Below are 24,438 nucleotides of genomic sequence, written 5' to 3'. Positions count from 1 at the left end.
GCCCATGGACCAGTCCTGTATCAGCATTCGCAACGTGGGCAAGCAGTTCGCCGCCCGCAACCAGACCATCGAGGCGCTGCGCGACGTCAACCTCGAAGTGCAGCCCAACGAGTTCATCACCTTTGTCGGCGCTTCCGGCTGCGGCAAGTCGACCCTGCTGCGCATCATGGCCGGGCTGGAAACCCACAGCAGCGGCGACATTCTGCTGCGTAGCGAGCCGATTGACGGCCCCGGTGTGGACCGCGCCATGGTATTCCAGCACTACAGTCTCTACCCGTGGCTGACGGTCACCGAGAACATCAAGTTCTGCCGCCAGCTCAAGGTCATCGCCGACTCGGTACACAGCCAGTCCGACGTTGAGGCCGCCAGCGGCCGCGCCGATGCGCTGCTCAACCTGATGGGGCTGAAGAACTTTGCCGGCGCCTATCCCAGTCAGCTGTCCGGCGGCATGCAGCAGCGGGTGGCGATTGCCCGCGCGCTGATGCCGCGGCCGGATTTTCTGCTGATGGATGAGCCCTTCGGCGCGCTCGATGCGCAGACCCGCGAGGTGATGCACGATCTGATCCTGCATGTACACCGGCTGGAGAAGAGCACCATCCTGTTCGTCACCCACGATGTGGAGGAGGCGATTTATCTGGGCACCCGCATCGTGCTCATGGCGCCGCGTCCGGGGCGAATCGACAGCGTCTACGAGGTGCCGCTGCCCAAGGTGCGGCATCAGGATATGAAGCTGGAGCCGGAATTTATCGCCCTCAAGCGCGAGATTCTGACCCGCATTCGGGAAACGTCCGGGGTGCAGACTGATCTGGATCAGCTGGCGCGCCTGAGCGAGGGGGCTGTGTTGTAGGCTGGCTGTCTAGGGCAGGCACTACAGGCGAAAATTTTTTTTCGCAAGACTAGCCAAATCCCCTCGATGAACTATATATAGCCTGTTTTCCACTGTGAGGATTCAGGCATGAGTGATGATCTGGACGACGATCTGGATGGTATGGACGACTCCGAGGTCGACGATCAGGATGATGTGGTAGACGACAGCGATGACGGTGACGACGGCGAACCGGTTTCCAGCGGCAAGTCACGCAAGAAGGCATCGTCCTCGGCGGATGACCTGGAAGGGGCGTCGATGGAAGCCAAGGAGCGTGAGCGCGAGATGCTGGCCCGTCAGATCGAAGAATTCATGGCCCGAGGCGGCAAGGTCCAGCAGATTGACGACAACGTCGTCTCTGATCCGCCGAGAAAGCCTGAGAGCAAGTACGGCAGCCGTCCTATCTGACGCTGCCGTAGCCACCGTTCAGCGCTTGGCGTAGCGCTGGTAGCGGTTCAGCCAGGGCGGAATCTCGCTCAGGCAGCGCACTTCGCCATGGGCCCGTTTCTGGCCTGCCCAGGCACTACCCTGTGGGTTGAACCACAGGGTATGCATGCCCACATCCAGTGCTCCCTGGATGTCATCACCCGGATGATCGCCAATATGGACCGCTTGCTGCGGCTCCACGCCAGCCCGTTCCAGTGCGGTGACAAAGGGCGCTGGATGCGGCTTGCTCAGGCCCACTTCGTCGGCCGAAACAATAATGCTGAAGTAGCGGTCCAGACCCAGCCGGCGTACGTCAGCGTTGCCGTTGGAGATACACGCCAGCTGGTACTGGCGTGACAGCAGTTCCAGCACCAGTTCGGCATGCGGAAAGTATTCCAGCCGGTGCCGTGCGTCGATGAATACCTCGAAGCCTGCCAGGGCCAGTCGCTTTGCCTCGTCCGCTGAATAGCCTGCCTTGCGCAGGCCCAGCTCCAGCACCGCGATGCGCAGGGCGGTGACCCGGTGGCGCAGTTCGGGGTCGGCATCCAGTACCTCGGCCAGCAGCGCCTTGCGGGCCTCCTTGTCACGGGCGGCGGTGTAATCCGGTGCCTGCTTGCCAAGCCAGTCGGCCAGCACCCGCTCGGCATTGGCTACCACCGATTCGGTTTCCCACAGGGTGTTGTCGAGGTCAAAGGTCACCAGTTGAATCATTTGTCTGCCTTGCGTTTGGCTCTGGGATGGGCCTGATCATACACCTGCGCCAGGTGCTGGAAATCAAGATGGGTGTAAATCTGGGTGGTACTGATATCGGCGTGGCCGAGCAGCTCCTGCACGGCGCGCAGGTCGCCGGAGGATTCGAGCATGTGGCTGGCGAAGGAGTGGCGCAGCATGTGCGGGTGCAGATGCTGGCCGATGCGCTCGATGCCGCGACGGCGCAGGCGCAGCTGGATGGCGCGCGGGGTCAGTGCGCTGCCGCGCTGGCTGACGAACACCGGCTGCTGCGCCCCTTCGCGCGCCGGGCGCACGCTGAACCAGTCGCGCAGGGCACGGCGCGCCATACGCCCGACCGGCAAAACGCGCGTCTTGTTGCCCTTGCCGGTGACCCGCACCTCGCCCTGCGACAGGTCGAGGTCGGCCATGTCTAGCCCAGCCAGCTCCGACAGCCGCAGGCCGGAGGAGTAGAACAGCTCAAGCATGGCCTGATCGCGGCGCTGCAGCCAGTCGTCTTCGCCAGTGTTGTCGAGCAGCTGTGCGGTCAGGTCGGCGTCGAGGGTGCGTGGCAGGGTGCGCGGCGCCTTGGGCGCGCGCAGATCCTGCGCCGGGTTCTGGCGGCTGCGCCCTTCGCGCTGGAGAAAGCGGTAAAAGCTGCGAATGGCGCTCAGCAGGCGCTGCAGGCTGCGCGGTGCCAACCCATGCTGATGCTGGCTGGCGATGAAGTGGCGCAGGTGCTGGGTGTCCAGCTGGCCCCAGCCGGGCAAGCTGCGTTCGGACCGGTACAGGTCGAGGCTGAGCAGGTCGTGGCGGTAGGCTTCGACGGTACGCGGCGACAGCCTGCGCTCAATGCGCAGGTGATCGAGAAACCCGCTGATATCTGGGTCGGCGACGCCGGCCGGCTCAGGCGTGGGTTTCATCGGCCAGCGGGCGTTGGCGCAGCAGCACGCGGGCAAGCGCGTCGGCGACGTAGCCCAGAAACAGGGTGCCGGTGGCGCTGCGGTACTGCTGGGCGTCTTCGCTGCCCAGTGCCAGCACGCCATGCAGACCCTGGTAGCGGATCGGTGCCAGCGCGGTGGAGGCCACCTGTTCGGCTGACTCGGCGAACAGGAAGCTCAGCTCGGCAGGACGCAGCGCGCCGGCCAGCGGCTTGTCACTGTCCAGCAGGTGGCCAATGGCCTCCTTGGCCGCCGCGTGGGTGACGCAGTGGGCGTTGCTGTAGCGATCGGCCTCGGTAAACAGGATCAGGCTGACATGGGGTACCTGAAAGTCGGTGCGCAGGCTGTCTTCCAGCGTGGCAATCACCTGATCCGGACTCTGCGCTTCCAGCATGCCGAGAATCAGTCGACGGCTCTTGTCGAACAGTCTGTCGTTCTCGCGGGCGGTGTCCATCAACTGATTGAGCCGATGGCGTACATCGATGTTGCGCTCGCGCAGCAGCTTGACCTGACGCTCCACCAGCGACACCGCATGGCCGGCCTCGTGCGGGACGATCAGATCGGCCAGCAGTTCGTCGTGCTCGACGAAGAAGGCCGGGTGGCGACGCAGGAAGTCTGCGACCTGTTCGGCGTTGATCTGTTCCGGCTGCGGTGTCTGCTGTTCCTTCATACGCGGATCTGTCCCTCGTAAACTCGGGTGGCGGGGCCGGTCATCAGTACCGGTTGGCCCGGGCCGGCCCACTCGATCTGCAGGCGGCCGCCGGGCAGGTCGATCTGTACCGGTGAGTCGAGCAGACCGAGACGGATACCGGCAACGGCAGCAGCGCAGGCGCCGGTGCCGCAGGCCTGGGTCTCGCCGACGCCGCGCTCGTATACCCGCAGACGGGCGTGCTGGCGGTCAACCACCTGCATAAAGCCGGCGTTGACCTTGCGCGGGAAGCGCGGGTGCGCTTCGATCAGGGCGCCAAGGCGCTCCAGTGTGCCGTCGCGTACATCCGATACCAGGGTAACGCAATGCGGGTTGCCCATGGATACGGCGGCGACCTGCAGGGTCTCACCGCCAACCTCGAGGCTGTACTCGCAGGCTTCGGCGTCGGCCTGGAACGGGATCTCGGCCGGCACGAAACGCGGCGCACCCATGTCGACGGTGATCTGCTTGTCACGGTTTACCTTGAGTACGATCGGACCGCCGGCGGTTTCGACGTGGATGGTCTGCTTTGCGGTCAGGCGCTTGTCCTGTACGAAGCGGGCAAAGCAGCGCGCACCGTTGCCGCACTGTTCGACTTCGCTGCCGTCGGCGTTGAAAATCCGGTAGCGGAAGTCGGCATCGGGTGTGCTCGGCGGCTCGACCAGCAGCAGCTGGTCAAAGCCAACGCCGGTGTGGCGGTCGCCCCACTGACGGATCTGCTTGGCTGACAGCTGGGCGTGCTGGGTGACCAGGTCGATGACCATGAAGTCGTTGCCCAGCCCGTGCATCTTGGTGAATCGCAGCAGCATCTCAGGCCTCGGGCAGCAGTGATTCGCCGGCCAGCAGCTCGCTGACGGTTTCGCGGCGACGGACCAGATGGGTGGTTTCGCCGTCGACCAGGACTTCGGCGGCCCGTGGGCGGGTGTTGTAGTTGGAACTCATGACAAAGCCGTAGGCACCGGCAGAGCGCACGGCCAGCAGGTCTCCTTCGGCCAGCGCCAGCTCGCGGTCCTTGCCGAGGAAGTCGCCAGTCTCGCAGACCGGGCCGACCAGATCCCAGGTTTGCACGGCAACGTCACTGCGCGGCTTGACCGCGTCGATGCCCATCCAGGCGCTGTACAGGGCCGGACGGATCAGGTCGTTCATGGCGCCATCGATGATCGCGAAGTTCTTGTGTTCGGTCGGCTTGAGCAGGTTGACGCGGGTCAGCAGTACACCGGCGTTGGCCACGATCGAGCGGCCCGGCTCGAACACCAGGGTCAGGTCGCGGCCGGCCAGCGCCTCGCGGACCTTGGCCAGGTAGCTGCCGGGGCTCGGCGGCACTTCGTCACGGTAGGTCACGCCGAGGCCACCGCCGAGGTCGAGGTGGCGAATGCTGATGCCTTCCGCTGCCAGGCCGTCGATCAGTTGCAGCAGGCGTTGCAGGGCGTCGATAAACGGCGTGTCGTCGGTCAGCTGGGAGCCGATATGGCAATCAACGCCACAGACCTCGATGTGACTCAGCTCGGCGGCGCGGCGGTAGACAGCCGGTGCCTGGGCGATGTCGATGCCGAACTTGTTTTCCTTCAGCCCGGTGGAAATATACGGGTGGGTCTTGGCATCCACATCCGGGTTGACCCGCAGCGAAACCGGGGCCTTGACGTCCAGCTCCGCAGCGACCTGCTGCAGACGCTCCAGCTCGGCGGCGGATTCGACGTTAAAGCAGTGGATACCGACTTCCAGCGCACGGCGCATCTCGGCAGCGGTCTTGCCCAGTCCGGAGAAGACAATCCGGGCCGGATCACCGCCGGCGGCCAGCACGCGCTCCAGTTCGCCACCGGAAACGATGTCGAATCCGGCACCACGGCGGGCCAGCAGGTTCAGCACGCCCAGGTTGGAGTTGGCCTTGACGGCGAAGCAAACCAGATGGGGAACGCCCTCCAGCGCGCTGTCCCAGGCGTCATAGGCCTGTTCGATGGCAGCACGGGAGTATACGAAGCAGGGAGTATCGTATTGCTCGGCAATAGCGGACAGGGCGACGCCTTCGGCGTAGAGTTCGCCGTTGCGATAATCAAACGCGGTCATGGATGCATCACTTCTCGGTCGATTGCTCGGTGGTCTCGGTTTGGACCGCGGAAGTGGCAGCCGTGTCCTCGGGCAGGTAGAGAGGGCCTTTCTGACCGCAACCGGTGAGAACCAGGAGCGTAAACAGGGCCGCAGCGAATGGCTTCATGTTGAAATCCTTACAGGTAGAATACCCGGCAGTATACCCAGCCACCCGGTCGGACGCATCAGCCAGCGGCCGGGCGGACGGAAAACGGCGCACAGGCGCCCGAGCCAGATGAGAGACAGACAATGCAGGACATGAGCGAAGCGGCATTTCACCAGACCGTGGATCGGGTGCAGGACCTGATCGAGCACGCCCTTGACGGCGGCGACCTGGATCTGGAGATGGAGCACATTGACGGTTCGCTGGTGCTGATACTGCCGGAGGGGCAGCGCCTGGTGATCGGCCGCCAGCCGGCGTCACGCGAGCTGTGGCTGGCGACCCCGGACCGCACGCTGCACTTCAACTTTGATCCCGAGCGCGGCTGGTTGCATGACAGCGGTGAAGGCACGCTGGGTGAGGTACTGGCTGGCGTGCTGGAAGAGTTCAGTGGTGAAGATGTCGAGCTGGATATCGACGCGGAGTCGTTGTGAGCAGCCGCGGGCGCCAGCCTTCCCCCTGCGTTCGCAAGTGCTGCCTGGACGGCGATTTGTGCATGGGCTGCGGCCGTCTGCTGGATGAAATCCTTGAGTGGGGCAAGGCGTCCGACCGTCGTCAGTGCGAGATCATTGATGCAGCGGCGCAGCGCCGCGCGGCCTGGCAGAACCCATCCGCCGCATCGCGCTGAGCCCGCCGGTCGTCAGGCCAGCGCCTGCATGGCGTCGTTCAATGCCGTTTCCAGCTGCTGCCGATAGCGCAGGTATTGAACAGTCTGCATGCGCCCGCCCGGGTCGATGGCGGACAGGTCCAGATCGGTTATGTAGCACGGATAGGCTTCGCGGTGGCGGCGCTGGCTGAGGATATGGCCCGCCACTTCCCGGTACAGGCGTTCGCCGTACTCCAGCTCGGAGAACTCCCGGTGATCGCAGAAAATGGTGACCCGCGGACCGCGGCTGCCGCCGGGCTCGGCGATCGCCTGGACTGCGTAGATGTCGGGATCCATGCCGCCACGCGGCAGCGGGCGCTGCTCGACGCGCAGCGGATGACCATCAAGGGCCGGCAGAATGGCGTATACCAGCAGATCCCCTTCGTTGACGCTGCTGTCCAGTGGCTGGTTGGCCTGGCGGCGCTGCCGAATGCTCTGCAGAAACCGCAGCAGCGGCAGCAGCAGGGTCTGTTCGTCGCGGTAGCTCTGGCGTGTGCTCCATAGCGCGCCGCGTTCATCCAGAAGGCTGATCTCGGCATATCCCTGCGGCTTGAGACGGTAGAACAGCTGGATGCGCCCTGGCTGGTCCTGCGGCAGGATCAGCGCCAGGTCCTGGCCTTGCAGGGCGTAGGTGTCCAATGCCAGCTTGCTGTAGCGTGGTGTGGGTTTGCCGAGGTAGCGCAGCAGTTGTTCACGGTCGGTGAGGGTCTGCATGCGGATCTGCTCATCCTGCCATTCCAGCGCCCGGTAGCCGTTTTGCAACTGCAGCAGGAAGCGCTCTGGCTGACCCGAGAGCAGGTGGTTTGAGGCGTCACGAAACAGCTGCTCTACACGTTCGGCGATCGCGCTGGCCCGGTTGCGGCAGAAACAGCGTACCTCCAGCTCGGGCAGGCGTTGATGTTCGCGACCGCTGGTAAGGTAGTCCTGCAGGGCCTGCATGCAGGCTTCTTCGCCACTGTACTGATGCACCAACAGCTCGTTCCAGCTGTTCAGGGTGATCTGATCGATGCTCAGAATCAGGTTGTCGCGCATCCCCGAGTAGCCCAGCGCATCGGTATGACTGCTGATCAGGTGCAGGTTTTTCTGGCTGTTGCCGGGTAGCGGGTCGAGGCCGATATTGACCAGCAGCAGCACCTTGCAGGGTTCGCTGGCACGCGACAGGGCGGTTTCGGTGAGTGCCGGCAACGGCAGTGGAAACTGCTGGCGCAGGCAATGCACGATACTGTTGAGTTCGTACTCGGTCAGGGCGCTGTCGCCCGGATGCAGGGCAAAGCGGGTAGCCCCGTCAATCACGCCGTTGCGCTGCCCCCAGGCCAGCAGCTCCAGCAGTTGCCTCGACCGTTTCAGTGGCAGATGGTCGCTCAGCTCCTGCACGTTCAGTGTGCCGCGGTAGAGGCTCCAGTAGGGCTCCCCTTCGTCTGCCGAGAGGTTCTGGCTGATGGTCAGCACCGGTTCGCTCAAATCCGGGCTGATGCCGGGATTGATGAACTCGATCTTGCCTGCCTTGCGCTCGAAGGCGGCATACAGACGTCGGCCGAGCAGTGACAGGTCGCGGGCACTGACCTGATTGATCACATCCTGGCTGCGACCAAACTGCGACAGCAGCCGGTAGCTGTGGGTCAGCTCGTTGACCAGCTGGCGGCGCTCGGCGCTGACCTCGCGGATGCGCCACTGGGTGCGGTCGTCCATCTGCTGCAGCTGACGCGAGCCCCAGTGCCACTCGCGCACCAGCTTTTCCATGATATTGCGCTTCCAGTCCATCATGCCGCTGCGCCGGCTCAGGCGCACATTGGCCTTGATGTACAGGCAGCGGCGCACCAGTTCCAGTCGCTCGGATTCGCCGCGGTTGACCAGGTAGCGCTCGAGTTTGCGGTACAGCATGACGTAGGGGTCCAGCTCGTCCTCGTCCAGCTGACCGGCAAAAATGGCCTGCTTGAAATCCAGACTGAGGCAGCGCACCTGCGGGTGTTCGCTGGAGTACACCTCGGTCAGCAGCAGCTTGAGCACCGATTTGTAGGGCGAGTCGATGCCCTTGAACAGTTGCCACAGGCCGGCGCCGACAAATTCGCCGGCGGGGATGCTGGCGACATGGCCGAAGTCGAGGCTGTCGGCCTGCTTGATAAAGCGTTTGCTGATCAGCTGGTCGGTGTAGTGGGCGTAGCGCGCCTCCTCGTATACCGGCACCAGCCACCACAGCGGAAAACGGCCGCCGAGCAAAATGGCGGTGCGATAAAACTCGTCCAGCAGCAGGTAGTGCTGGGTGGTGCCGCAGTCCTCGATGCCGAGGGTGTTTTCGCGCGCGCCCTGGGCGAAGTGGGTCGGGTCCACCAGGTGGAAGTGGGCTTCGCAGCTCTGGGTCGCTGCCCAGTCGCTGATCGCCTGACACTTGCGGCTCAGCTCGTCGCGCTGGGCGGCAGACAGATTGGGGGTGTGGCAGACCCAGATATCCAGGTCACTTTGTTCGGATTGGCCGATGGTACCGCCACTGCCCATCAGGTACAGACCCTGAATATGCGGCGTGAAGCCTGCGGGATGGCGGCGGTACTGGAAGCTGCGGGTCAGGCTCTGGGCCACCTGCAGGCCGGCGGTTTCCGGTTCGAAATTGGCCAGCCCGCAGGGCGTGTCGCGGGAAACAAAGCCGGGCAACAAGGGATAGTTGACGTCAAACAGCAGCGGGATCAGCTGCAGCACGTTGTACTGCCGGGTGGGCAGTGCCTGCAGAACCCGGCGCAAGCGCGTGGCGTTGAGTGTCATGAAGCGCTTGCGCAGGGTATTCAGAGCCTTGCGGTCAATGCCCTCTTCAATGCGTGGCTGGATTTCACCGTGCGACTGCATGTGGCGTGTCAGGATGCAGCAGTACGCAGAATGGTCAGCAGGGTCTGGCTGTGTTCGGCGGCGTCCAGGCCTAGGCTGGTCAGATAGCCGCCGTCGTGCTGGGTGATCAGGCCCTTGGCAAACAGACGCTCGGCGGCGGCGACAATCGCCGGATCTGCATCGTGGCTGTGGATCTTGAGTCCTTCCAGGGAGTTGGCCAGGTTGAACTGGCTGAGCAGGTTGATTTCGATGATTTCGTCGGATGTCAGCATGGCGGGGCCTTTTTTATCGGGTTTGCAGTCAGTCTAGCCGGGTGTCGTTGTTGGCGCATTCAGAGCCATGATGACACTGGCGCATTATCACCTGAGCGGGTACAAATCAGGGCGCGTCACGGTGTCGCCACTTCCGCCTAACAATGGAGAACAACAGGATGATCAGACTACACGGCTTTGCCGCCAGCAACTACTTCAACATGGTCAAGCTGGCGCTGCTGGAAAAGGGCGTCGAGTTCGAAATCAATCACGTGCATGGCAGCCAGGACCTCGAGTTTCTGGCAATCAGTCCGCGCGGCAAGGTTCCGGTACTGGAGACCGACAAGGGCTTTCTCAACGAAACCAATGTCATCCTCGAATACATCGAGGAAACCCAGGGTGGCAAGCCGCTGCTGCCGAGCGACCCCTATGAGCGCGGGGTGGTGCGGGCGCTGACCAAGGAGATCGAGCTGTATATCGAACTGCCGGCCCGTTCCTGCTTCATGGAAGTGTTTTTCGGTGGCAAGGTCGATCAGGCGATCAAGGACAAGGCCCGCGTCGAGTTGCTGGCCGGTGTTGCCACCCTGGCCCGTCATGCCCGCTTTGCGCCCTATGTGGCCGGCAGCGAAATGACCATCGCCGACCTGTTCTTCCTCTACAGCTTTGATCTGGCTTGCACTGTCGCGCAGAAACTGTTCGATATCGACCTCAAGGCCGAACTGCCGCAGGGCGCAGCGCTGCTGGAACTGCTGGCGCAGAACCCCAACGTGCAGCAGGTTGCTGCCGATCGCGATGCCGAGATGGCTGCGTTTATGGCGGCGATTCGGGCTCGTAAGTAATTGAGTGCTCTCTAGCGCGCTTGCCTTCAATACTTTACGACGTTTCAGGGTGAGTGCCGAGGCACTGCGCCAAGTGTTGCTGCTGAATGCGTGGATGGTGGAGTGTGCACTCGGGTTTCGTCCCGTTTACGCGGGCGAGTAGCGCAGATTTATCGGGATAAAGAGCCACAGGATGTCTGAGGCTCGTAGAGCCGAGTTTTGTGGCTCCCCGATAAATCGAGCAACGCAGCGAACCCGCAGGGCCGCGTAGCCGGGTGCCCGGGGGGATTCAGGGGCAGTAATAGTCAACTCCACATGCTCTCTGGCGTTCAGGCCGGGATGCAATCAAGGCGTGGTTTCGAAGGCATGTCTAGACCTGTCGAGAAATCACAACGCAGAGTGCATCCCAGCCTGAACGCCCCGCAGGGCGAGCGCTCAAGCATGCATCTGCTGCGTTGCGCTGCTTGCCAATAGAACCACTATTGGCTGCACATCGCGCCTTGTATCTGCATGCTTGAGCACCCGCAGAGGGCGTGTGGAGTTGGCTATTACTGCCCTTGGGGGGCCGGGCAAGCGGCCCCCTTTGGCTCGCCGGCAAAGGCGAAAAGCTGACGAAGCAACCGCTCCATTCAGGAGCTAGGCAAATGGCCGGGCTAGAACAAGCAGGGCCAGTTTGCAGGACAGCAAACCCGCGCTTGGCATATCCTTTGCTGCATGAACTGCACGTTCGTGCAGCAGGATTCCAGGAGTTGCCCATGTCTTTCCCCGATACCGATTTTCTCCGTGCGCTGCCCAAGGCCGAGCTGCACATGCATCTGGAGGGCAGCCTTGAGCCCGAGCTGATGTTTGCGCTGGCTGAGCGCAACGGCATTACCTTGCCCTACGTCGATGTGGAGGCGCTGCGCGGCGCCTACGAGTTCGGCAACCTGCAGGAGTTTCTCGATCTTTACTACCAGGGCGCCGATGCCCTGCGTACGGAGCAGGACTTCTTTGACCTGACCTGGGACTACCTGCAGCGTTGCGCTGCCGACGGTGTGGTGCACGTCGAGCCGTTCTTTGACCCGCAGACGCACACGGTGCGCGGTATACCCATTGCGGTGCAACTGGCCGGTATCTCAGGGGCGCTGGCCGAGGGCGAGCGGCAGCTGGGTATCAGCTCGCGGCTGATCCTCAGCTTCCTGCGCCACCTCAGTGAGGACGATGCCATCGCCACGCTGGAAGAGGCGCTGCCGCTGCGCGAGCATTTCGTCGCCGTCGGGCTGGACAGTTCCGAGCAGGGCAACCCGCCGGACAAGTTCCAGCGCGTGTTTGCCATGGCCCGGGAGGCCGGGCTGGCCTGCGTGGCCCACGCGGGCGAAGAGGGGCCGGCCGAGTACATTGAACAGGCGCTGGATCTGCTCAAGGTAGTGCGTATCGATCACGGTGTACGCTGTGTCGAAAGCCCGGCGCTGGTCCAGCGGCTGATCGCCGAGCAGATGCCGTTGACCGTTTGCCCACTGTCCAATACCCGCCTGAAGGTATTTGCCGACATGCGCGAGCACAACATCCTGCAGCTGCTGGAGCAGGGCGTGAAGGTCACCATCAACTCGGATGATCCGGCCTATTTTGGCGGTTATCTTTTGGCCAACTTTGTCGCGGTGCGCGATGCCCTGAACATGACCCGTGAGCAGGCGATTGCGCTGGCGCGCAACAGCATCACTGCGAGTCTGCTGAATGACGCCGAGCAAGCCGGGTGGCTGGCAAAACTGGCCGAGGTGGCCTGAGGCGGGAGCGGGGCACGGCAGGCCGTACCCCGCGGGCAAATCAGTCCAGCATGTCCTTGAAGCGCTCATCGGTGCGGAAGGTCAGCGCCTTGCTGAACCCGGGCACCTGAATCTGCGCGTCGCTGATCTCGATTGCCGACTCGTCGATCATGTTCTGCCCGAAGTTATAGATGATATCCAGCTGGCCCTTGAGCGCGCGCTGGTTGTAGGCATCGGCCGCGGCGCGGGTCTGTTCGCGGCGCTGCTGCCAGGCCTCGAATGCCTCGGCCCCGTAACGTTTTTTCAACATCCGCTCGACGACCGTCGGGGCGATCACCACGGCACTGGCGTTATTGCCGCCAAAGCCCTTGGAGTTGATAAAGGCGACTTCCAGCGGCAGCTGGCTGCGGTCGATATCGCGGGTGCTGATCAGCAGACGCTGCTGGTGCACATCATCGGCGACCTGATCAATGGTCTTGATGCCCGGGATAATCTGGTACTTGAAGCTGCCGAGGGTTGCGGCCAACTGATCGGCACTGGCGCTGGCCAGTGAATGCCCGACGTAGGCTTTCACCGCCGCGACCGGCCAGCTGCTGATATCGAACGCCTCGGCCACGCGGTCGAGAATTTCCGACTCGGTTACCCGGTTGGCGGGGGTGCTGGAGCCGTGAGCCTGAATAAAACTGCGCTGGCGCACCGCCTCCGGGCCAACGATCTGCATGGCCGCGTGGACCGCTTTGGCCATGGTCAGATAGTTGCCGGGGCCGGGTGCGGAAATCGATTTCTTGAAGCCGTCGGCGTTGATGAACACGTCCGGCACCGCGCCGTGAATATCTGCGCCCATCTCCATCGCCAGGGCGTCGTCCATCAGCACAAAGAATTGGCCGGACTCTGCCAGGGTAAAACCGCAGTTGGCGCTGAACGGGCGGCTGGCACGGCGGAAGTCGACCTCGTCGCTGCCGCCAATCTGGCGCAGACCGTCTTCGGTTGCCAGTGCGCCCATGGCGCCGTAACCCTCGATGCATTCCTGGGTAATCGGCGCTTCCCCGTTGCCGACCAGTACCACGCGGGCGCGGCCGCTGGTGATCATGTCGCTGCCTTTTTGCAGGTTGTAGAGGAAGCTGGCGCAGGCGCCGGTGATGGCACCGGTGGTGCCGACGCTGCCGAGAATATAGGCATTGATAAAGTCGGCCGGCATGCTGTTCAGGCCCAGCGCCAGCTGCTTGGCGCTGACCCGGCCGCCTTTCAGGCGCGACTGCATCAGGCCGCCGAAGCTGTTTTCGTCAAGCTGGCTCATGGCGCTGCTGGCAAACACCGCGACTTCGTCGGGTTCGACGCTGTTGGCGATGGTTTGCCAGTCGATGCCGACCGAGCGCAGGGCGTCAGTGGCGGCAACGATGGTCAGCTGCAGGCCGCGCGGATGAAAGCGCGAGGCGTACAGCTCACCGGGCTCCAGGCCACTGGGCAACTGACCGGCCGACTTCACCGGCAGGGCGCGGAAGCTGTCGACCTTGAGATCGCAGCCGTCATACACGGTGACCATGACTTCGGTGTCGTTCAGCGGTTCAACCACCCAGTCGCTCGGCAGCGGCTCGGGCAGCTGCTTGCTCAGGGTAATGAAGGAGAAGGGCTTGCCGGCTTCACCGGTAACGGTCAGATTCTTCTGCCAGTGGGCGGCATCAACGTCCAGATAGCGCTTTTCGATGCGGCGTACCAGGGTGCCGTCGAGGATCTGCTGGCCAAAACGCTGCTCAATGTCGGCGAGAGTCAGTGGCTGGCCGTCGGTATCGACATACTGATCGTTCTCGACGCTCACCAGCTTCATCAGTACGGCCAGACCTGCGAGTGTCTCCTGCCGCTCGGCAGCGGGCAGGGACTCGATCACCATGCGCCGAAAACCGTGGTGGAAAGAGCTGCGGCCGGCGGCGTTATAGCCGCCGAAGCCGACAATGACCGGTAAACGCGACATCAGACTGGACTCCTGGCTGTGTCCTGAGCTCCTGCAACAGGGGCGTAATCGGGCGCTACCTGGCTATTGAAAGCCGCTGCCCGATCAATGGGACTATTGGATTGTTGGTTTCGATGTCAGTGCTGACGAGAAATGTAACCGGCTGGTCACGTTTAGACCACTGTGTTTTGTAATCAGGCAGGGCTCAGGATCAATGCGGATACGGTGCCGCTGACAGAATACGCTGCACGTCGCCGCGCTGTTTCACCCTGCGCAGTGCGGCGTCCAGCCGATCACGCAGGCCTTCGGCATCGGGATGGGCGCGGGATATGAAAAAGTAGACATCCATACGCACCAGCGGGTCACTGGCAATGCTGTCGGCCGGCAGTGCTTCGATCAGGCTGCGCATCGGATCGTCATAGTTAAGCAGATAGGGTGCGCGATCGTGCAAGAGCATTTGCAACGCCCCGGAGTGGCTGTTGGCGTAGGCGATCCTGACCCTTGAGCCGGGGGCCTTGAGCTGTTCTCCGAGTGCGCCATAGCGGTAGGCACCAATCAGAATCACGCTGCTGCCTGCCAGCCCCGCCGGGCTATGGATGGCCGGTTGCTGCGGCTTGCGGTAGATATTCAGGGCCAGATTGAACACCGGGACATTGCCCTGCAGGGCGCCGACCAGCATGCCCGGGTGCCCTTCGCCGCCCATGGAAACGATGGTCTGCCCCTGCTGCAGCCTGCTGTACAGGCGGGCGGCGGGGTAACCGCGCGTGGCAAAGGGCAAGTCGGCCTCGGCAAACAGCGCGTCGGCCAGCGCCAGTACCGGGCCGCCGGGCTCCCCCTGGTCGTTGAGCTGGAAATACGGCGGGAAGTCGGCCAGCGCGAACTCGAGCGGAGCCGGCTCCTGGGCACAGGCTGGAGGTACCGTCAGTGACAGTGATAACAGGCTGACAAGAAAGACAAGACGCGTCACCGGTTGCTCCCGCCGTATGGTGTGGCTTCTCCCAACCTAGGTGGTGGGGCGTAATACGTCAAACCGGCGCGGGTGCGGATCAGCTGGCCGGTTCGTAGATAACATAGACCTTGCGGGTGCGCACGCGGACCTCCCAGCTGCCGCTGAAACCGGCGGGGATGACGAAGCGGTCGCCGGTGCGCAGCACCCGGCTGTTGCCGTCGGCGTCGTGCAGTACCGACTCGCCCTCGAGAATCTCGCAGTACTCGTGCTCGCTGTAGCTGACGGTCCAGTGACCGGGTTCGGCCTCCCAGATACCGGTGCTGAACTGGCCGTCCGGGCTGCTGTAATGGTTGCGTACGCTCTGTGCCGGATCGCCGCTGATGATCTTGGCGGCGTCCGGGCGGTAGTGCTCTGCCGGGGTGTCGGCAGTGGCGAAATCAATGATGCTGGAAATGCTCATGATGGTTCCCTGTAAGGTTCTGGCTGCCGTCGTTCCCGACGGCAGCCGTACAAGCTCAGGCGGTGCGGCGAATCACGGTGGCGAGGGTGTCGACCAGACGATCCAGTTCGGCCTTCTCCACGGTCAGCGGCGGCGACATGGCAATGATATCGCCGCTGCAACGCACCATTGCGCCTTCCCAGAAACAGCCATCGAACACCTCGTAGCCGCGGGCACCGGGGGCGTCAGGACGGCTGGCCAGGTGCACGGCGCCGACCAGTCCGGTGTTGCGGATGTCGATCACGTTCGGCAGGTCGCGCAAGCTTTGCAGCGCGTCTGCCCAGTAGTCTTCCAGCTCGGCAGCGCGGGTCAGCAGCTGTTCGTTGGCATAGATATCGAGCGTTGCCAGCGCGGCGGCGGCAGCCACCGGGTGCCCGGAGTAGGTGTAGCCGTGGAAGAACTCGATCAGCCCCTGCGGGCCCTGCATGAAGGCGTCGTGGATATGCTGGGCAACAAACACCGCGCCCATCGGGATTGAGCCGTTGGTCAGGCCCTTGGCGGTGGTGATGATGTCCGGCGTGACGCCCCAGCGTTGCGAGGCGAAGGGCGCGCCAACGCGGCCGTAACCGGTGATGACCTCGTCAAAGATCAGCACAATGCCGTGCTTGCTGGTGATCTCGCGCAGCCGCTGCAGATAGCCCTGGGGCGGCAGGATGACGCCCGCCGAGCCCGACATCGGCTCGACGATGACGGCGGCAATGTTCTCGGCGCCGTGCAGGGTCACCAGCGCTTCCAGGGCCTCGGCACGCTCGATGCCGAAGGTCGGCAGCCCTTTGGTGAAGGCGTTGCGCTCCAGATCCAGGGTGTGCGGCAGGTGGTCTACCCCCGGCAGTTGCGGGATGAACGCCTTGCGATTGTTGCCCATGCCGCCGACCGATACGCCGCCAAAACCGACGCCGTGATAACCCAGCTCACGGCCGATCAGGCGGGTCCGGGTGCCCTGGCCGATGGCGCGTTGATAGCCCAGTGCAATCTTCAGGGCGGTATCGACCGACTCGGACCCCGAGTTGGTGAAAAACACCCGGTTCAGGCCTGCCGGGGCCAGCTCACTCAGCCGCTCGGCCAGCTGGAACGGCAGCGGGTGGCCCATTTGGAACGTAGGCGCAAAGTCCATCTGCTGGATCTGGCGGCTGACGGCTTCGGAGATCTCGCGACGACCGTGACCCGCGTTGCAGCACCACAGCCCCGAAGTGCCGTCGAGCACCTGGCGTCCTTCGACGTCGGTGTAGTAGACGCCGGACGCGCTGGCCAGCAGCCGGGGCTTGGCCTTGTACTGACGGTTCGCGGTAAAGGGCATCCAGAACGGGTCAAGGCTGAGGTCCTGGGCGGGTGTCGGGTGCTGCAAGCTGGTCATGATGCAATCCTGGCTGAGGGGTGAAGTGAGGCAGACTGCAACGTCATCGTCGGGAGGGGTGGGCGGTGGCGCTGATGCAGGAAAGTCTATGTCAAAAATAACAAACGTCAAAGGGGGGTTTAGCGAAACAGAGCGGTTCTTTTATCATCGTTTGTCAAAAATATTGAATTATTCCCGCGGACTGAATTACTGTTGCCGGAATTTCAATTCCCTTCAGCGCAACAGCAGCGAGGAGCAGAACATGAGCAAGGCAGTCAGTCGGCAGGACTGGGAGCAGCGCGCGGCCGCGCTGCAGATTCAGGGCCAGGCGTTTGTGGCCGGCCAATATCAGCCGGCGATCAGCGGCGAGACCTTTGACTGCGTATCGCCGATCGACGGTCGCGTGCTGGCGCAGATTGCCAGCTGCGATCAGGCCGATGCCGACCAGGCGGTGGCCAATGCCCGTGCGGTGTTCGACAGCGGCGTCTGGTCACGCAAGGCGCCGGTACAGCGCAAGCGCATCATGCAGCGTTTTGCCGATCTGATCGAACAGCACAGCGAGGAGCTGGCGCTGCTGGAAACCCTCGACATGGGTAAGCCGATTGGCGATTCCATGGCGGTCGACATTCCCGGTGCCGCCCGATCGATCCGCTGGAGTGCCGAGGCAATCGACAAGGTCTACGACGAAGTGGCACCTACCGCCCACGACGAACTGGGTCTGGTGACCCGCGAGCCGGTCGGTGTGGTTGCGGCCATTGTGCCGTGGAACTTCCCGCTGCTGATGGCCAGCTGGAAACTGGGCCCGGCACTGGCAACCGGTAACTCGGTGGTTCTGAAACCGTCGGAGAAGTCCCCGTTGACCGCCATCCGTGTCGCTGCGCTGGCGGTTGAGGCTGGTATCCCGGCGGGCGTACTGAACGTGTTGCCCGGTTACGGCCACACCGTCGGCAAGGCGCTGGCGCTGCACATGGATGTCGATACCCTGGTGTTCACCGGCTCCACCCGCATAGCCAAGCAGTTGATGATTTACGCCGGCGAGTCGAACATGAAGCGCGTCTGGCTGGAGGCCGGTGGCAAGAGTCCGAACGTAGTGTTTGCTGACGCGCCGGATCTGGACGCCGCGGCTGAAGCCGCTGCCAGCGCCATCGCCTACAACCAGGGCGAGGTCTGTACCGCGGGATCGCGTCTGCTGGTGGAGGAGTCGATCCGCGAGGCCTTCGTCGCCAAGGTGGTTGAGGCGCTCAAGCGCAGCTGGGCACCGGGTCACCCGCTGGATCCGAATACCAGCGTGGGTGCGCTGGTCGATACCACCCAGATCGAAACCGTGCTGCGCTATATCGACACCGGTCACGCCGACGGTGCAACTCTGAAGCTCGGTGGCAAGCGGGTGATGGAAGAAACCGGCGGGCTGTTCGTCGAGCCCACCGTGTTCGATGGCGTCACCAACAGCATGCGGATTGCCCGCGAGGAAATCTTCGGGCCGGTGCTGTCGGTCATCGGCTTCAGCAGCTTCGACGAAGCCATGCAGATCGCCAACGACACCATCTACGGTCTGGCCGCGGCAGTCTGGACCAGCGACCTGTCCAAGGCGCACCGTGCGGCGCGTACGCTGCGCGCAGGCAGTGTCTGGGTCAACCAGTACGACGGCGGCGACATGACCGCGCCCTTTGGTGGCTTCAAGCAGTCCGGTAACGGCCGCGACAAGTCGCTGCACGCCTTCGACAAGTACACCGAACTGAAGGCGACCTGGATTAAGCTCTAAGCAGCTGCGCTGCCTGGAGCAGCGGCAAGCGGCAAGCTTCAAGCTGCAAGTAAAACCCGTGTGGGCTTGAATCACGCGGGCTTTGCTAAAGCTTGATAACGCTGCGGGACGTTGCAAAACACTTGACGGCCTAGCCGCCTAACTCACCCTGTTTCGCTTGCGGCTTGCGGCTTGCGGCTTGCGGCTTGCGGCTTGCGGCTTGCGGCTTGAGACCCCTATGAACTGGAAAACCTACACCGTTGTCACCGCCGCGGTGGTGATCGTCGGGCTGGCGCTTGGCGTGACTCTGCCGCTGGTGTCGCTGCGCCTGCACGAATGGGGCTACAGCACCTTTGCCATTGGCGTCATGGCGGGGATGCCGGCGGTGGGTATTGTGCTGGGCTCGCGTTTGAGCGGGCGGCTGGCGGGGCGGCTTGGTTCGGAGAATACCCTGCGCCTGGTAATGGTCTGCAGTGCGGTATCGGTTGCGCTGCTGGCGATCTGGCCGAGCTATTCGGTCTGGCTGCTGCTGCGGCTGGTGCTGGGTATTTCGCTGACGGTGACCTTTATCCTTGGCGAAAGCTGGATCAATCAGATTGTGCCGGATCGCCTGCGCGGGCGGCTGGTGGCGGTATACGGCAGCGGTTTTGCCCTCAGCCAACTGTGCGGGCCGCTGCTGCTGGGTTTTATCGGCACCGAGGCGGACAGCGGTTTCTGGCTGTCCACCGGGCTGCTGGTGTTTGGCAGTCTGATGCTGATGACCGTCACCGGTGCGCCGGTGGTGGATGCGGCCGCCGCAGGCGGGCGTGGCCTGCGCCGTTTCATCCGTCAGCTGCCGGCGATTGCCTGGGCGATGGTGCTGTTTGCGGGGTTTGAAACCATGACCCTGACGTTGCTGCCGGTTTATCTGATCCGCGAGGGCTTTGCCCAGCAGCTGGCGCTGATCATGGTCAGCACCGTGGTGGTCGGCGATGCGGTGCTGCAGGTGCCGGTCGGCGCGCTGGCGGATCGAGTCTCGCGCACCGCGCTGTTCAGGTTCTGCGGGCTGATATTGCTGCTCAGCAGTATTGCCTTGCCGCTAGTGCTGCATACGGTGCTGATCTGGCCGGTGCTGGTGCTGTTTGGCGCCAGTGCCGGCGCGCTCTATACCCTGTCGATCATCCTGGTTGGGCAGCGTTACCGGGATGATGAACTGGTGCGCGCCAATGCCCACATCGCCATGCTCTGGGGTCTTGGCTGTTTGCTCGGGCCGATGCTGACGGGCGCGGTCAGCCAGTGGCTGACCGGCCACGCACTGCCGATCATGATGGCCATTGCCGCGCTGATCTTCGTGCTGCTGGCGCGCCGGCCCGGGGCGTTCGACGCGGTCAGCATCGACCGCGCCTGATGTTTGGGCTCAGTCCCAGCGGTACTGTACGTCCAGGCCAAGCAGCCAGCTGCGCTCCGGCGCCGGTTCGTAGTAGCGTGCGCCGGCGCCGTTGACGATCAGTGAGCCGATGTACTCGCGGTCGGTCAGGTTGTCGATGCGGACGAACGGTTCCAGCTGCAGATTGCCGAGCTGCTGGCGGTAGCTGGCGCGCCAGTTGAAGGCCGCATAGCCTGCGGCTTCGGCGCTGTTGTCGTCGTTGGCGTAGCGCTGGCTCAGGCTCTGCATTTCCAGCGCGGTGCTCACCTGTTCGTTCGGTTGCCAGGCCAGCTCGGCGTAGAGGCTGTGGCGCGGTACGCCGGGCAGACGGTTGCCGGCCAGATCATCGCCGTTACCGTTGATGTAGCGGTCGAAACGCGCGTCCAGCCAGGTGTAGGCCAGGTAGCCCGTCAGGCTTGAGGCAAGCTGCTGCTCGACGCTCAGCTCGACGCCGCGACGGGTCGATTTTCCTGCATTGGCATAGGTGGAGCGGTCAGTGTTCAGCTGCGGCTCGCCGGTGACGATTTCATCGTCGACCCGGGTATGGAACAGCGCCACATCCATCTGCGTCCGGTCACGGCGCAGCTTGAAGCCAATCTCGGCGTTATCGGCGGTGCTCGGGCGCAGGTCCAGATTCAGGCCGCTGCCGTTCGGACGGTAGGCCAGTTCCTGTGCGGTCGGTGTTTCAAATCCCTTGCCAACGGCGGCGTAGACGCTGACGGTCGGTGTCCATTGGTAGCTCAACCCGAGTGCCGGCGTGGTTTCGTCGTAGCGGACCGAACCGCTGTCGTCCTGACCGTCGACCAGGTACTTGTCGTCGGAATCGAAGTTGACCTTGCTGTAGCGCGCGCCGGCAGTCAGGCTCCAGCGCGGTGCCAGCTGCCAGGTGCTGATCAGGTAGGCTTCGCGGCTTTCTACCCGGTTGAACTCGTCACGTTGCAGACCACCCTTGCGGCCGAACTGGTTTACAAAGCCCTTGCGGCCTTCGCCCTGATAATTCCAGCCAAGGCCCGCGGCCAGCGTGACCGGCAACGCGAACACCGATGTGTCGCGTTGCCAGCCCAGTTCGCTGCCGCCGAAACGGCGATCAAGCTCGATGACGCCCCCGCCGGAGTACTGCGAATCGCCTGGGAAAGCCAGAAACTGCTGCACGTCGCGCTCGCCGCCGTAGACCATTACGGTGATCTGGTCATCGTTGGCCAGACGGCGCTGGTAGTTCATCCCGGCTTGCTGGTGGCTGACGCTTTTGCGGGTATCGAATCGCTCGGCCTGGGCGACGGCCTGCTGGCGGTCAGCGGCCAGCGCGGCGGCGGTCAGGCCCAGCGGGTCCTGGGTATCCGGCTGGTCCAGCGCACTGAACAGCAGGGTCAGGCTGGAGGCATCGTCGATATCCCAGCCCAGACGCAGGTTGGCCATGTCGCGGCGGGTTTCGCTGTGGTCGCGGTAACCGTCGGTTTCGAGCCGGGAAACGTTGGCGGCGACATTCAGGTCGCCATATTGAGCGCCGTACTTCAGGCGTTCTCGCCAGAGTCCGTCGCTGCCGATGCTGCTGCGGCTACTCAGGGTAGGGTAGTAGCTGCCTTCGCTGCTGAAGCCTTGAATGATGCCGCCAGAGGCGTTGCCGTACAGGCTGCTGAGCGGGCCACGCAGCACTTCGATGCGTTGCAGGTTATCGAGATCGAATAACGCTGGCTGGCCCTGGCCGTCGGGCATGGTCAGTGGGATGCCGTCCTGCAGCAGGCGCACGCCGCGCACGCCGAACTGGGCACGGGCGCCGAAGCCGCGGGATGAAATCTGTACATCCTGAGCGTAGTTCTGGCGGTTCAGCGCAAGCAGGCCCGGCACCCTTTGCAGGGGTTCTGACAGGTTGGCGCCGAGATTGGCTGTTGGTAGCTGCTCGGCGAACAGGCTGCTGCGCGCCAGTGGCAGGCTCAGGTCACGGCTGTCATCGCTGGCACCGAGCACGGTCTGGGAGGGCAGTTTGAGCGCATCTGGGGCGCTGTACGCGGGGTGGGTTGTGCAGAGCAACGCGCTGCTGATCACGACTCGGAACGAAGTGGGTTTCATCGGCACGGACTGTTGTTATCGGATGTGTTTCGCCTGAGCGGCGGTGTCTGACAGCAGTCTATCAGGGGGGCTCTTGTCAGGGCAGCTGGAATGGCAGGGGGGATTTGGGGGAGCCGAACGAGGCTTATTGCTTTGAAGTGAAAGTAAATTGGGTGTATCTTTGCGCGTTATTAAGGTTTTTATGGGAGATGCTCTTTTTCTTGCTGTAACTTTTGTAAGGAGCGTCTTCGTCGTCGGGAGGTATAACGCATGCATATGATGCACGATCTTTATCTTGCCTTGCGCCGTTTGCAGCGCGCCAGCGAGATTCACGCCAAGCGTCTTGGTCGCCACAGTGGCCTGACGCCCATTCAACTGCTCATTCTGCACAGCATCAAGGCCATGGGAGAAAGCACCCTGGGAGATCTGGCGCGGCAGGTGAGTGTATCGCAAGCCACGCTCAGTACCATCATTGATCGTCTGGAAAGTCGCGACCTGTTGCATCGGGTGCGCAGTACCAGCGACAAGCGCAAGGTGCATCTGGCCCTGACCGAAAAGGGGCTGGCGGCCATTCAGGCCGAACCCGCGCTGCTGCCGGGCGCCTTCCTTGAGCGCTTTGGCCAACTGGCAGACTGGGAGCAACTGATGCTGCTGGCCAGTTTGCAGCGGGTTGCCGGGCTGCTTGAAGAAGGTCAGCAGGTACGCCCCGAACTGTTCGACGGCGAAACCGCCGCCTGATTCCGGTGCCCGGTTCGCGGGCATCGATTGTCCCATCGCTTTTTTCTTTGTCCGGGTATTGCCTGCGCGCGTCCGCACGCTTAGCATGTTTGAAATATCAAACAAGGCTGTTTTAAATGCGTTACGACAGCCGAAGCACTCCCTGTTACGAGGACTTTTCGGATGGAACTGCATTGCCCTGACCTGTTTCGCCAGCAAGCCTATGTTGCCGGTCACTGGTGCGAGGCCGACAAGGGCGCCCGTACCGAGATCGCCAATCCGGCGACCCATGAACGACTTGGCAGTGTGCCGAACATGGGCGGCGAAGAAACCCGTCGCGCCATTGAAGCGGCCCGCGAGGCGCAGCAGCAATGGCGTCAGCGCACCGCCAAGGAACGCGCGCAGGTACTGCGCAAGTGGTTTGAGCTGATGATGCAGAACCAGGAAGACCTGGCGCGCATCATGACCGCAGAACAGGGCAAACCGCTGGCCGAGGCCCGTGGCGAAGTGGCTTATGCCGCCTCCTTCCTGGAATGGTTCGCCGAAGAGGCCAAACGGGTCTATGGCGACGTGATTCCCGGTCATCAGGCCGACAAGCGCATTCTGGTGCAGAAGGAGCCGGTCGGTGTGACCGCGGCCATTACGCCCTGGAACTTCCCCGCAGCCATGATTACCCGCAAGGTCGGTCCGGCGCTGGCCGCCGGCTGTGCGATGGTACTCAAGCCGGCCCCGCAAACGCCGTTCTCGGCGCTGGCGCTGGCCCACCTGGCCGAGCAGGCCGGCGTGCCGGCGGGCCTGTTCAGCGTGGTCACTGCCGATGTGGATCGCTCCCGCGAAGTGGGTGATGAACTGTGCAGCAACCCGGTGGTGCGCAAGCTGTCCTTCACCGGCTCCACCGGTGTTGGCATCAAGCTGATGGAGCAGTGCGCTCCGACGTTGAAGAAGCTGTCGCTGGAATTGGGCGGCAACGCACCCTTCATCGTCTTTGAGGATGCCGATCTGGATGCCGCGGTCGAGGGCGCGATGATCTCCAAGTACCGCAACGCCGGTCAGACCTGCGTCTGCGCCAACCGTATCTACGTACAGGATTCGGTCTACGACGCCTTCGCTGCCAAGCTGGCTGACGCTGTGGCCAAGCTGAAGGTCGGTGACGGCACCGAAGCGGGCGTCACGACCGGGCCGTTGATCGACGCCCGCGCTGTGGAAAAAGTGCAGCGCCATCTCAAGGATGCGACCGACAAGGGCGCCAAGGTCATCGCTGGTGGCAAGTCGCATGAACTGGGCGGCTTCTTCTTCGAGCCGACCATTCTGACCGACGTGGACAGCAGCATGGCCGTGGCCCGCGAAGAGACCTTCGGCCCGCTGGCGCCGCTGTTCCGCTTCAGCGACGAGACTGACGTGATTCGTCAGGCCAACGATACCGAGTTTGGCCTGGCGGCCTACTTCTATGCCCGTGATCTGAGCCGCGTATTCCGCGTTGCCGAGGCGCTGGAGTATGGCATGGTGGGCATCAATACCGGCCTGATCTCCACCGAGGTCGCGCCGTTCGGCGGCATGAAGGCCTCCGGTCTTGGCCGCGAAGGTTCGAAGTACGGCATCGAGGAATACATCGAGATCAAGTACCTCTGTCTGGGCGGCATCTGAGCCGCCCCTGTG

At 63.2% G+C, this 24,438-nt stretch carries 23 protein-coding genes; 10 read left to right on the top strand and 13 right to left on the bottom strand.

Annotated elements, in window-relative coordinates; genetic code table 11:
• The first annotated feature begins 4 nt into the window (after positions 1-4).
• Positions 5-847: an ABC transporter ATP-binding protein gene (locus tag B7O88_RS12305; protein ID WP_088276280.1), complete on the top strand. Its 843-nt coding sequence runs from the start codon at positions 5-7 to the stop codon at positions 845-847.
• A gap of 108 nt (positions 848-955) precedes the next feature.
• Positions 956-1,273, top strand: a complete 318-nt coding sequence (locus B7O88_RS12300) for a hypothetical protein (RefSeq protein ID WP_088276279.1) — start codon at positions 956-958, stop codon at positions 1,271-1,273.
• A gap of 18 nt (positions 1,274-1,291) precedes the next feature.
• On the opposite strand, the gene B7O88_RS12295 is transcribed toward B7O88_RS12300, so the two are convergent.
• Genes B7O88_RS12295 through lptM form a run of 6 tightly spaced genes read right to left on the bottom strand, consistent with a single transcriptional unit; the run spans position 1,292 to position 5,840 of the window.
• Complete coding sequence (locus B7O88_RS12295; protein ID WP_088276278.1) at positions 1,292-2,002, bottom strand: HAD family hydrolase; 711 nt, start codon at positions 2,000-2,002, stop codon at positions 1,292-1,294.
• On the bottom strand, positions 1,999-2,922 hold the full coding sequence (gene xerC / locus B7O88_RS12290) for a tyrosine recombinase XerC (RefSeq protein ID WP_088276277.1): 924 nt from the start codon (positions 2,920-2,922) through the stop codon (positions 1,999-2,001). Before xerC ends, B7O88_RS12295 begins: the two co-directional genes overlap by 4 nt.
• Positions 2,906-3,610 (bottom strand): DUF484 family protein, encoded by a 705-nt coding sequence (locus tag B7O88_RS12285; protein WP_088276276.1) that lies wholly within the window; start codon positions 3,608-3,610, stop codon positions 2,906-2,908. Before B7O88_RS12285 ends, xerC begins: the two co-directional genes overlap by 17 nt.
• Complete coding sequence (gene dapF / locus B7O88_RS12280) at positions 3,607-4,437, bottom strand: diaminopimelate epimerase (RefSeq protein ID WP_088276275.1); 831 nt, start codon at positions 4,435-4,437, stop codon at positions 3,607-3,609. The genes B7O88_RS12285 and dapF overlap by 4 nt, the downstream gene beginning before the upstream one ends.
• Position 4,438: 1 nt before the next feature.
• Positions 4,439-5,692, bottom strand: a complete 1,254-nt coding sequence (lysA, locus tag B7O88_RS12275) for a diaminopimelate decarboxylase (protein ID WP_088276273.1) — start codon at positions 5,690-5,692, stop codon at positions 4,439-4,441.
• A 7-nt stretch (positions 5,693-5,699) separates the two neighbouring features.
• Positions 5,700-5,840: an LPS translocon maturation chaperone LptM gene (lptM, locus tag B7O88_RS17820; RefSeq protein ID WP_103904635.1), complete on the bottom strand. Its 141-nt coding sequence runs from the start codon at positions 5,838-5,840 to the stop codon at positions 5,700-5,702.
• A gap of 122 nt (positions 5,841-5,962) precedes the next feature.
• On the opposite strand from lptM, the gene cyaY reads away from it, so the two are divergent.
• On the top strand, positions 5,963-6,307 hold the full coding sequence (gene cyaY / locus B7O88_RS12265; RefSeq protein WP_088276271.1) for an iron donor protein CyaY: 345 nt from the start codon (positions 5,963-5,965) through the stop codon (positions 6,305-6,307).
• On the top strand, positions 6,304-6,501 hold the full coding sequence (locus B7O88_RS12260) for a DUF1289 domain-containing protein (RefSeq protein ID WP_088276270.1): 198 nt from the start codon (positions 6,304-6,306) through the stop codon (positions 6,499-6,501). Before cyaY ends, B7O88_RS12260 begins: the two co-directional genes overlap by 4 nt.
• A gap of 12 nt (positions 6,502-6,513) precedes the next feature.
• Here B7O88_RS12260 and B7O88_RS12255 read toward each other — a convergent pair whose 3' ends face one another.
• Together B7O88_RS12255 and B7O88_RS12250 are read right to left on the bottom strand one after the other, a co-directional pair.
• Positions 6,514-9,354 carry a class I adenylate cyclase gene (locus B7O88_RS12255; RefSeq protein ID WP_088276269.1) on the bottom strand — a complete coding sequence of 947 codons (2,841 nt, stop codon included), beginning with the start codon at positions 9,352-9,354 and terminating at the stop codon, positions 6,514-6,516.
• A gap of 8 nt (positions 9,355-9,362) precedes the next feature.
• Positions 9,363-9,605, bottom strand: coding sequence for a TIGR02647 family protein (locus B7O88_RS12250; RefSeq protein WP_088276268.1), 243 nt, complete (start codon positions 9,603-9,605; stop codon positions 9,363-9,365).
• A 158-nt stretch (positions 9,606-9,763) separates the two neighbouring features.
• Here B7O88_RS12250 and B7O88_RS12245 point away from each other — a divergent pair, with 158 nt between their 5' ends.
• Positions 9,764-10,423: a glutathione S-transferase family protein gene (locus tag B7O88_RS12245; RefSeq protein ID WP_088276267.1), complete on the top strand. Its 660-nt coding sequence runs from the start codon at positions 9,764-9,766 to the stop codon at positions 10,421-10,423.
• Between the two features lie 734 nt (positions 10,424-11,157).
• Positions 11,158-12,165: an adenosine deaminase gene (locus B7O88_RS12240; RefSeq protein ID WP_088276265.1), complete on the top strand. Its 1,008-nt coding sequence runs from the start codon at positions 11,158-11,160 to the stop codon at positions 12,163-12,165.
• A 40-nt stretch (positions 12,166-12,205) separates the two neighbouring features.
• Here the strand turns inward: B7O88_RS12240 and B7O88_RS12235 are convergent, their stop codons facing one another.
• The 4 genes from B7O88_RS12235 to aptA form a co-directional block, all read right to left on the bottom strand.
• Positions 12,206-14,113: a beta-ketoacyl synthase gene (locus B7O88_RS12235; RefSeq protein WP_088276264.1), complete on the bottom strand. Its 1,908-nt coding sequence runs from the start codon at positions 14,111-14,113 to the stop codon at positions 12,206-12,208.
• 190 nt (positions 14,114-14,303) lie between these two features.
• Positions 14,304-15,059 (bottom strand): substrate-binding periplasmic protein, encoded by a 756-nt coding sequence (locus tag B7O88_RS12230; RefSeq protein ID WP_088276263.1) that lies wholly within the window; start codon positions 15,057-15,059, stop codon positions 14,304-14,306.
• Positions 15,060-15,138: 79 nt separating this feature from the next.
• Positions 15,139-15,501, bottom strand: a complete 363-nt coding sequence (locus B7O88_RS12225) for a cupin domain-containing protein (protein ID WP_088276262.1) — start codon at positions 15,499-15,501, stop codon at positions 15,139-15,141.
• A gap of 55 nt (positions 15,502-15,556) precedes the next feature.
• Positions 15,557-16,894, bottom strand: coding sequence for an omega-aminotransferase AptA (gene aptA / locus B7O88_RS12220; protein ID WP_088276261.1), 1,338 nt, complete (start codon positions 16,892-16,894; stop codon positions 15,557-15,559).
• A 241-nt stretch (positions 16,895-17,135) separates the two neighbouring features.
• On the opposite strand from aptA, the gene B7O88_RS12215 reads away from it, so the two are divergent.
• Together B7O88_RS12215 and B7O88_RS12210 are read left to right on the top strand one after the other, a co-directional pair.
• Positions 17,136-18,635: an aldehyde dehydrogenase gene (locus B7O88_RS12215; RefSeq protein WP_088276260.1), complete on the top strand. Its 1,500-nt coding sequence runs from the start codon at positions 17,136-17,138 to the stop codon at positions 18,633-18,635.
• A gap of 217 nt (positions 18,636-18,852) precedes the next feature.
• On the top strand, positions 18,853-20,001 hold the full coding sequence (locus B7O88_RS12210) for an MFS transporter (RefSeq protein ID WP_088276258.1): 1,149 nt from the start codon (positions 18,853-18,855) through the stop codon (positions 19,999-20,001).
• A 9-nt stretch (positions 20,002-20,010) separates the two neighbouring features.
• On the opposite strand, the gene B7O88_RS12205 is transcribed toward B7O88_RS12210, so the two are convergent.
• On the bottom strand, positions 20,011-22,086 hold the full coding sequence (locus B7O88_RS12205; protein WP_088276257.1) for a TonB-dependent receptor family protein: 2,076 nt from the start codon (positions 22,084-22,086) through the stop codon (positions 20,011-20,013).
• A gap of 249 nt (positions 22,087-22,335) precedes the next feature.
• On the opposite strand from B7O88_RS12205, the gene B7O88_RS12200 reads away from it, so the two are divergent.
• Together B7O88_RS12200 and gabD are read left to right on the top strand one after the other, a co-directional pair.
• Positions 22,336-22,803: a MarR family winged helix-turn-helix transcriptional regulator gene (locus tag B7O88_RS12200; protein WP_088276256.1), complete on the top strand. Its 468-nt coding sequence runs from the start codon at positions 22,336-22,338 to the stop codon at positions 22,801-22,803.
• 162 nt (positions 22,804-22,965) lie between these two features.
• Positions 22,966-24,426 (top strand): NADP-dependent succinate-semialdehyde dehydrogenase, encoded by a 1,461-nt coding sequence (gabD, locus tag B7O88_RS12195; protein ID WP_088276255.1) that lies wholly within the window; start codon positions 22,966-22,968, stop codon positions 24,424-24,426.
• Positions 24,427-24,438: the final 12 nt, after the last annotated feature.

The organism is Halopseudomonas aestusnigri (assembly GCF_002197985.1).
Taxonomy (GTDB): Bacteria; Pseudomonadota; Gammaproteobacteria; order Pseudomonadales; family Pseudomonadaceae; genus Halopseudomonas; species Halopseudomonas aestusnigri.
This window is presented reverse-complemented; position numbering and strand designations above follow the sequence as displayed.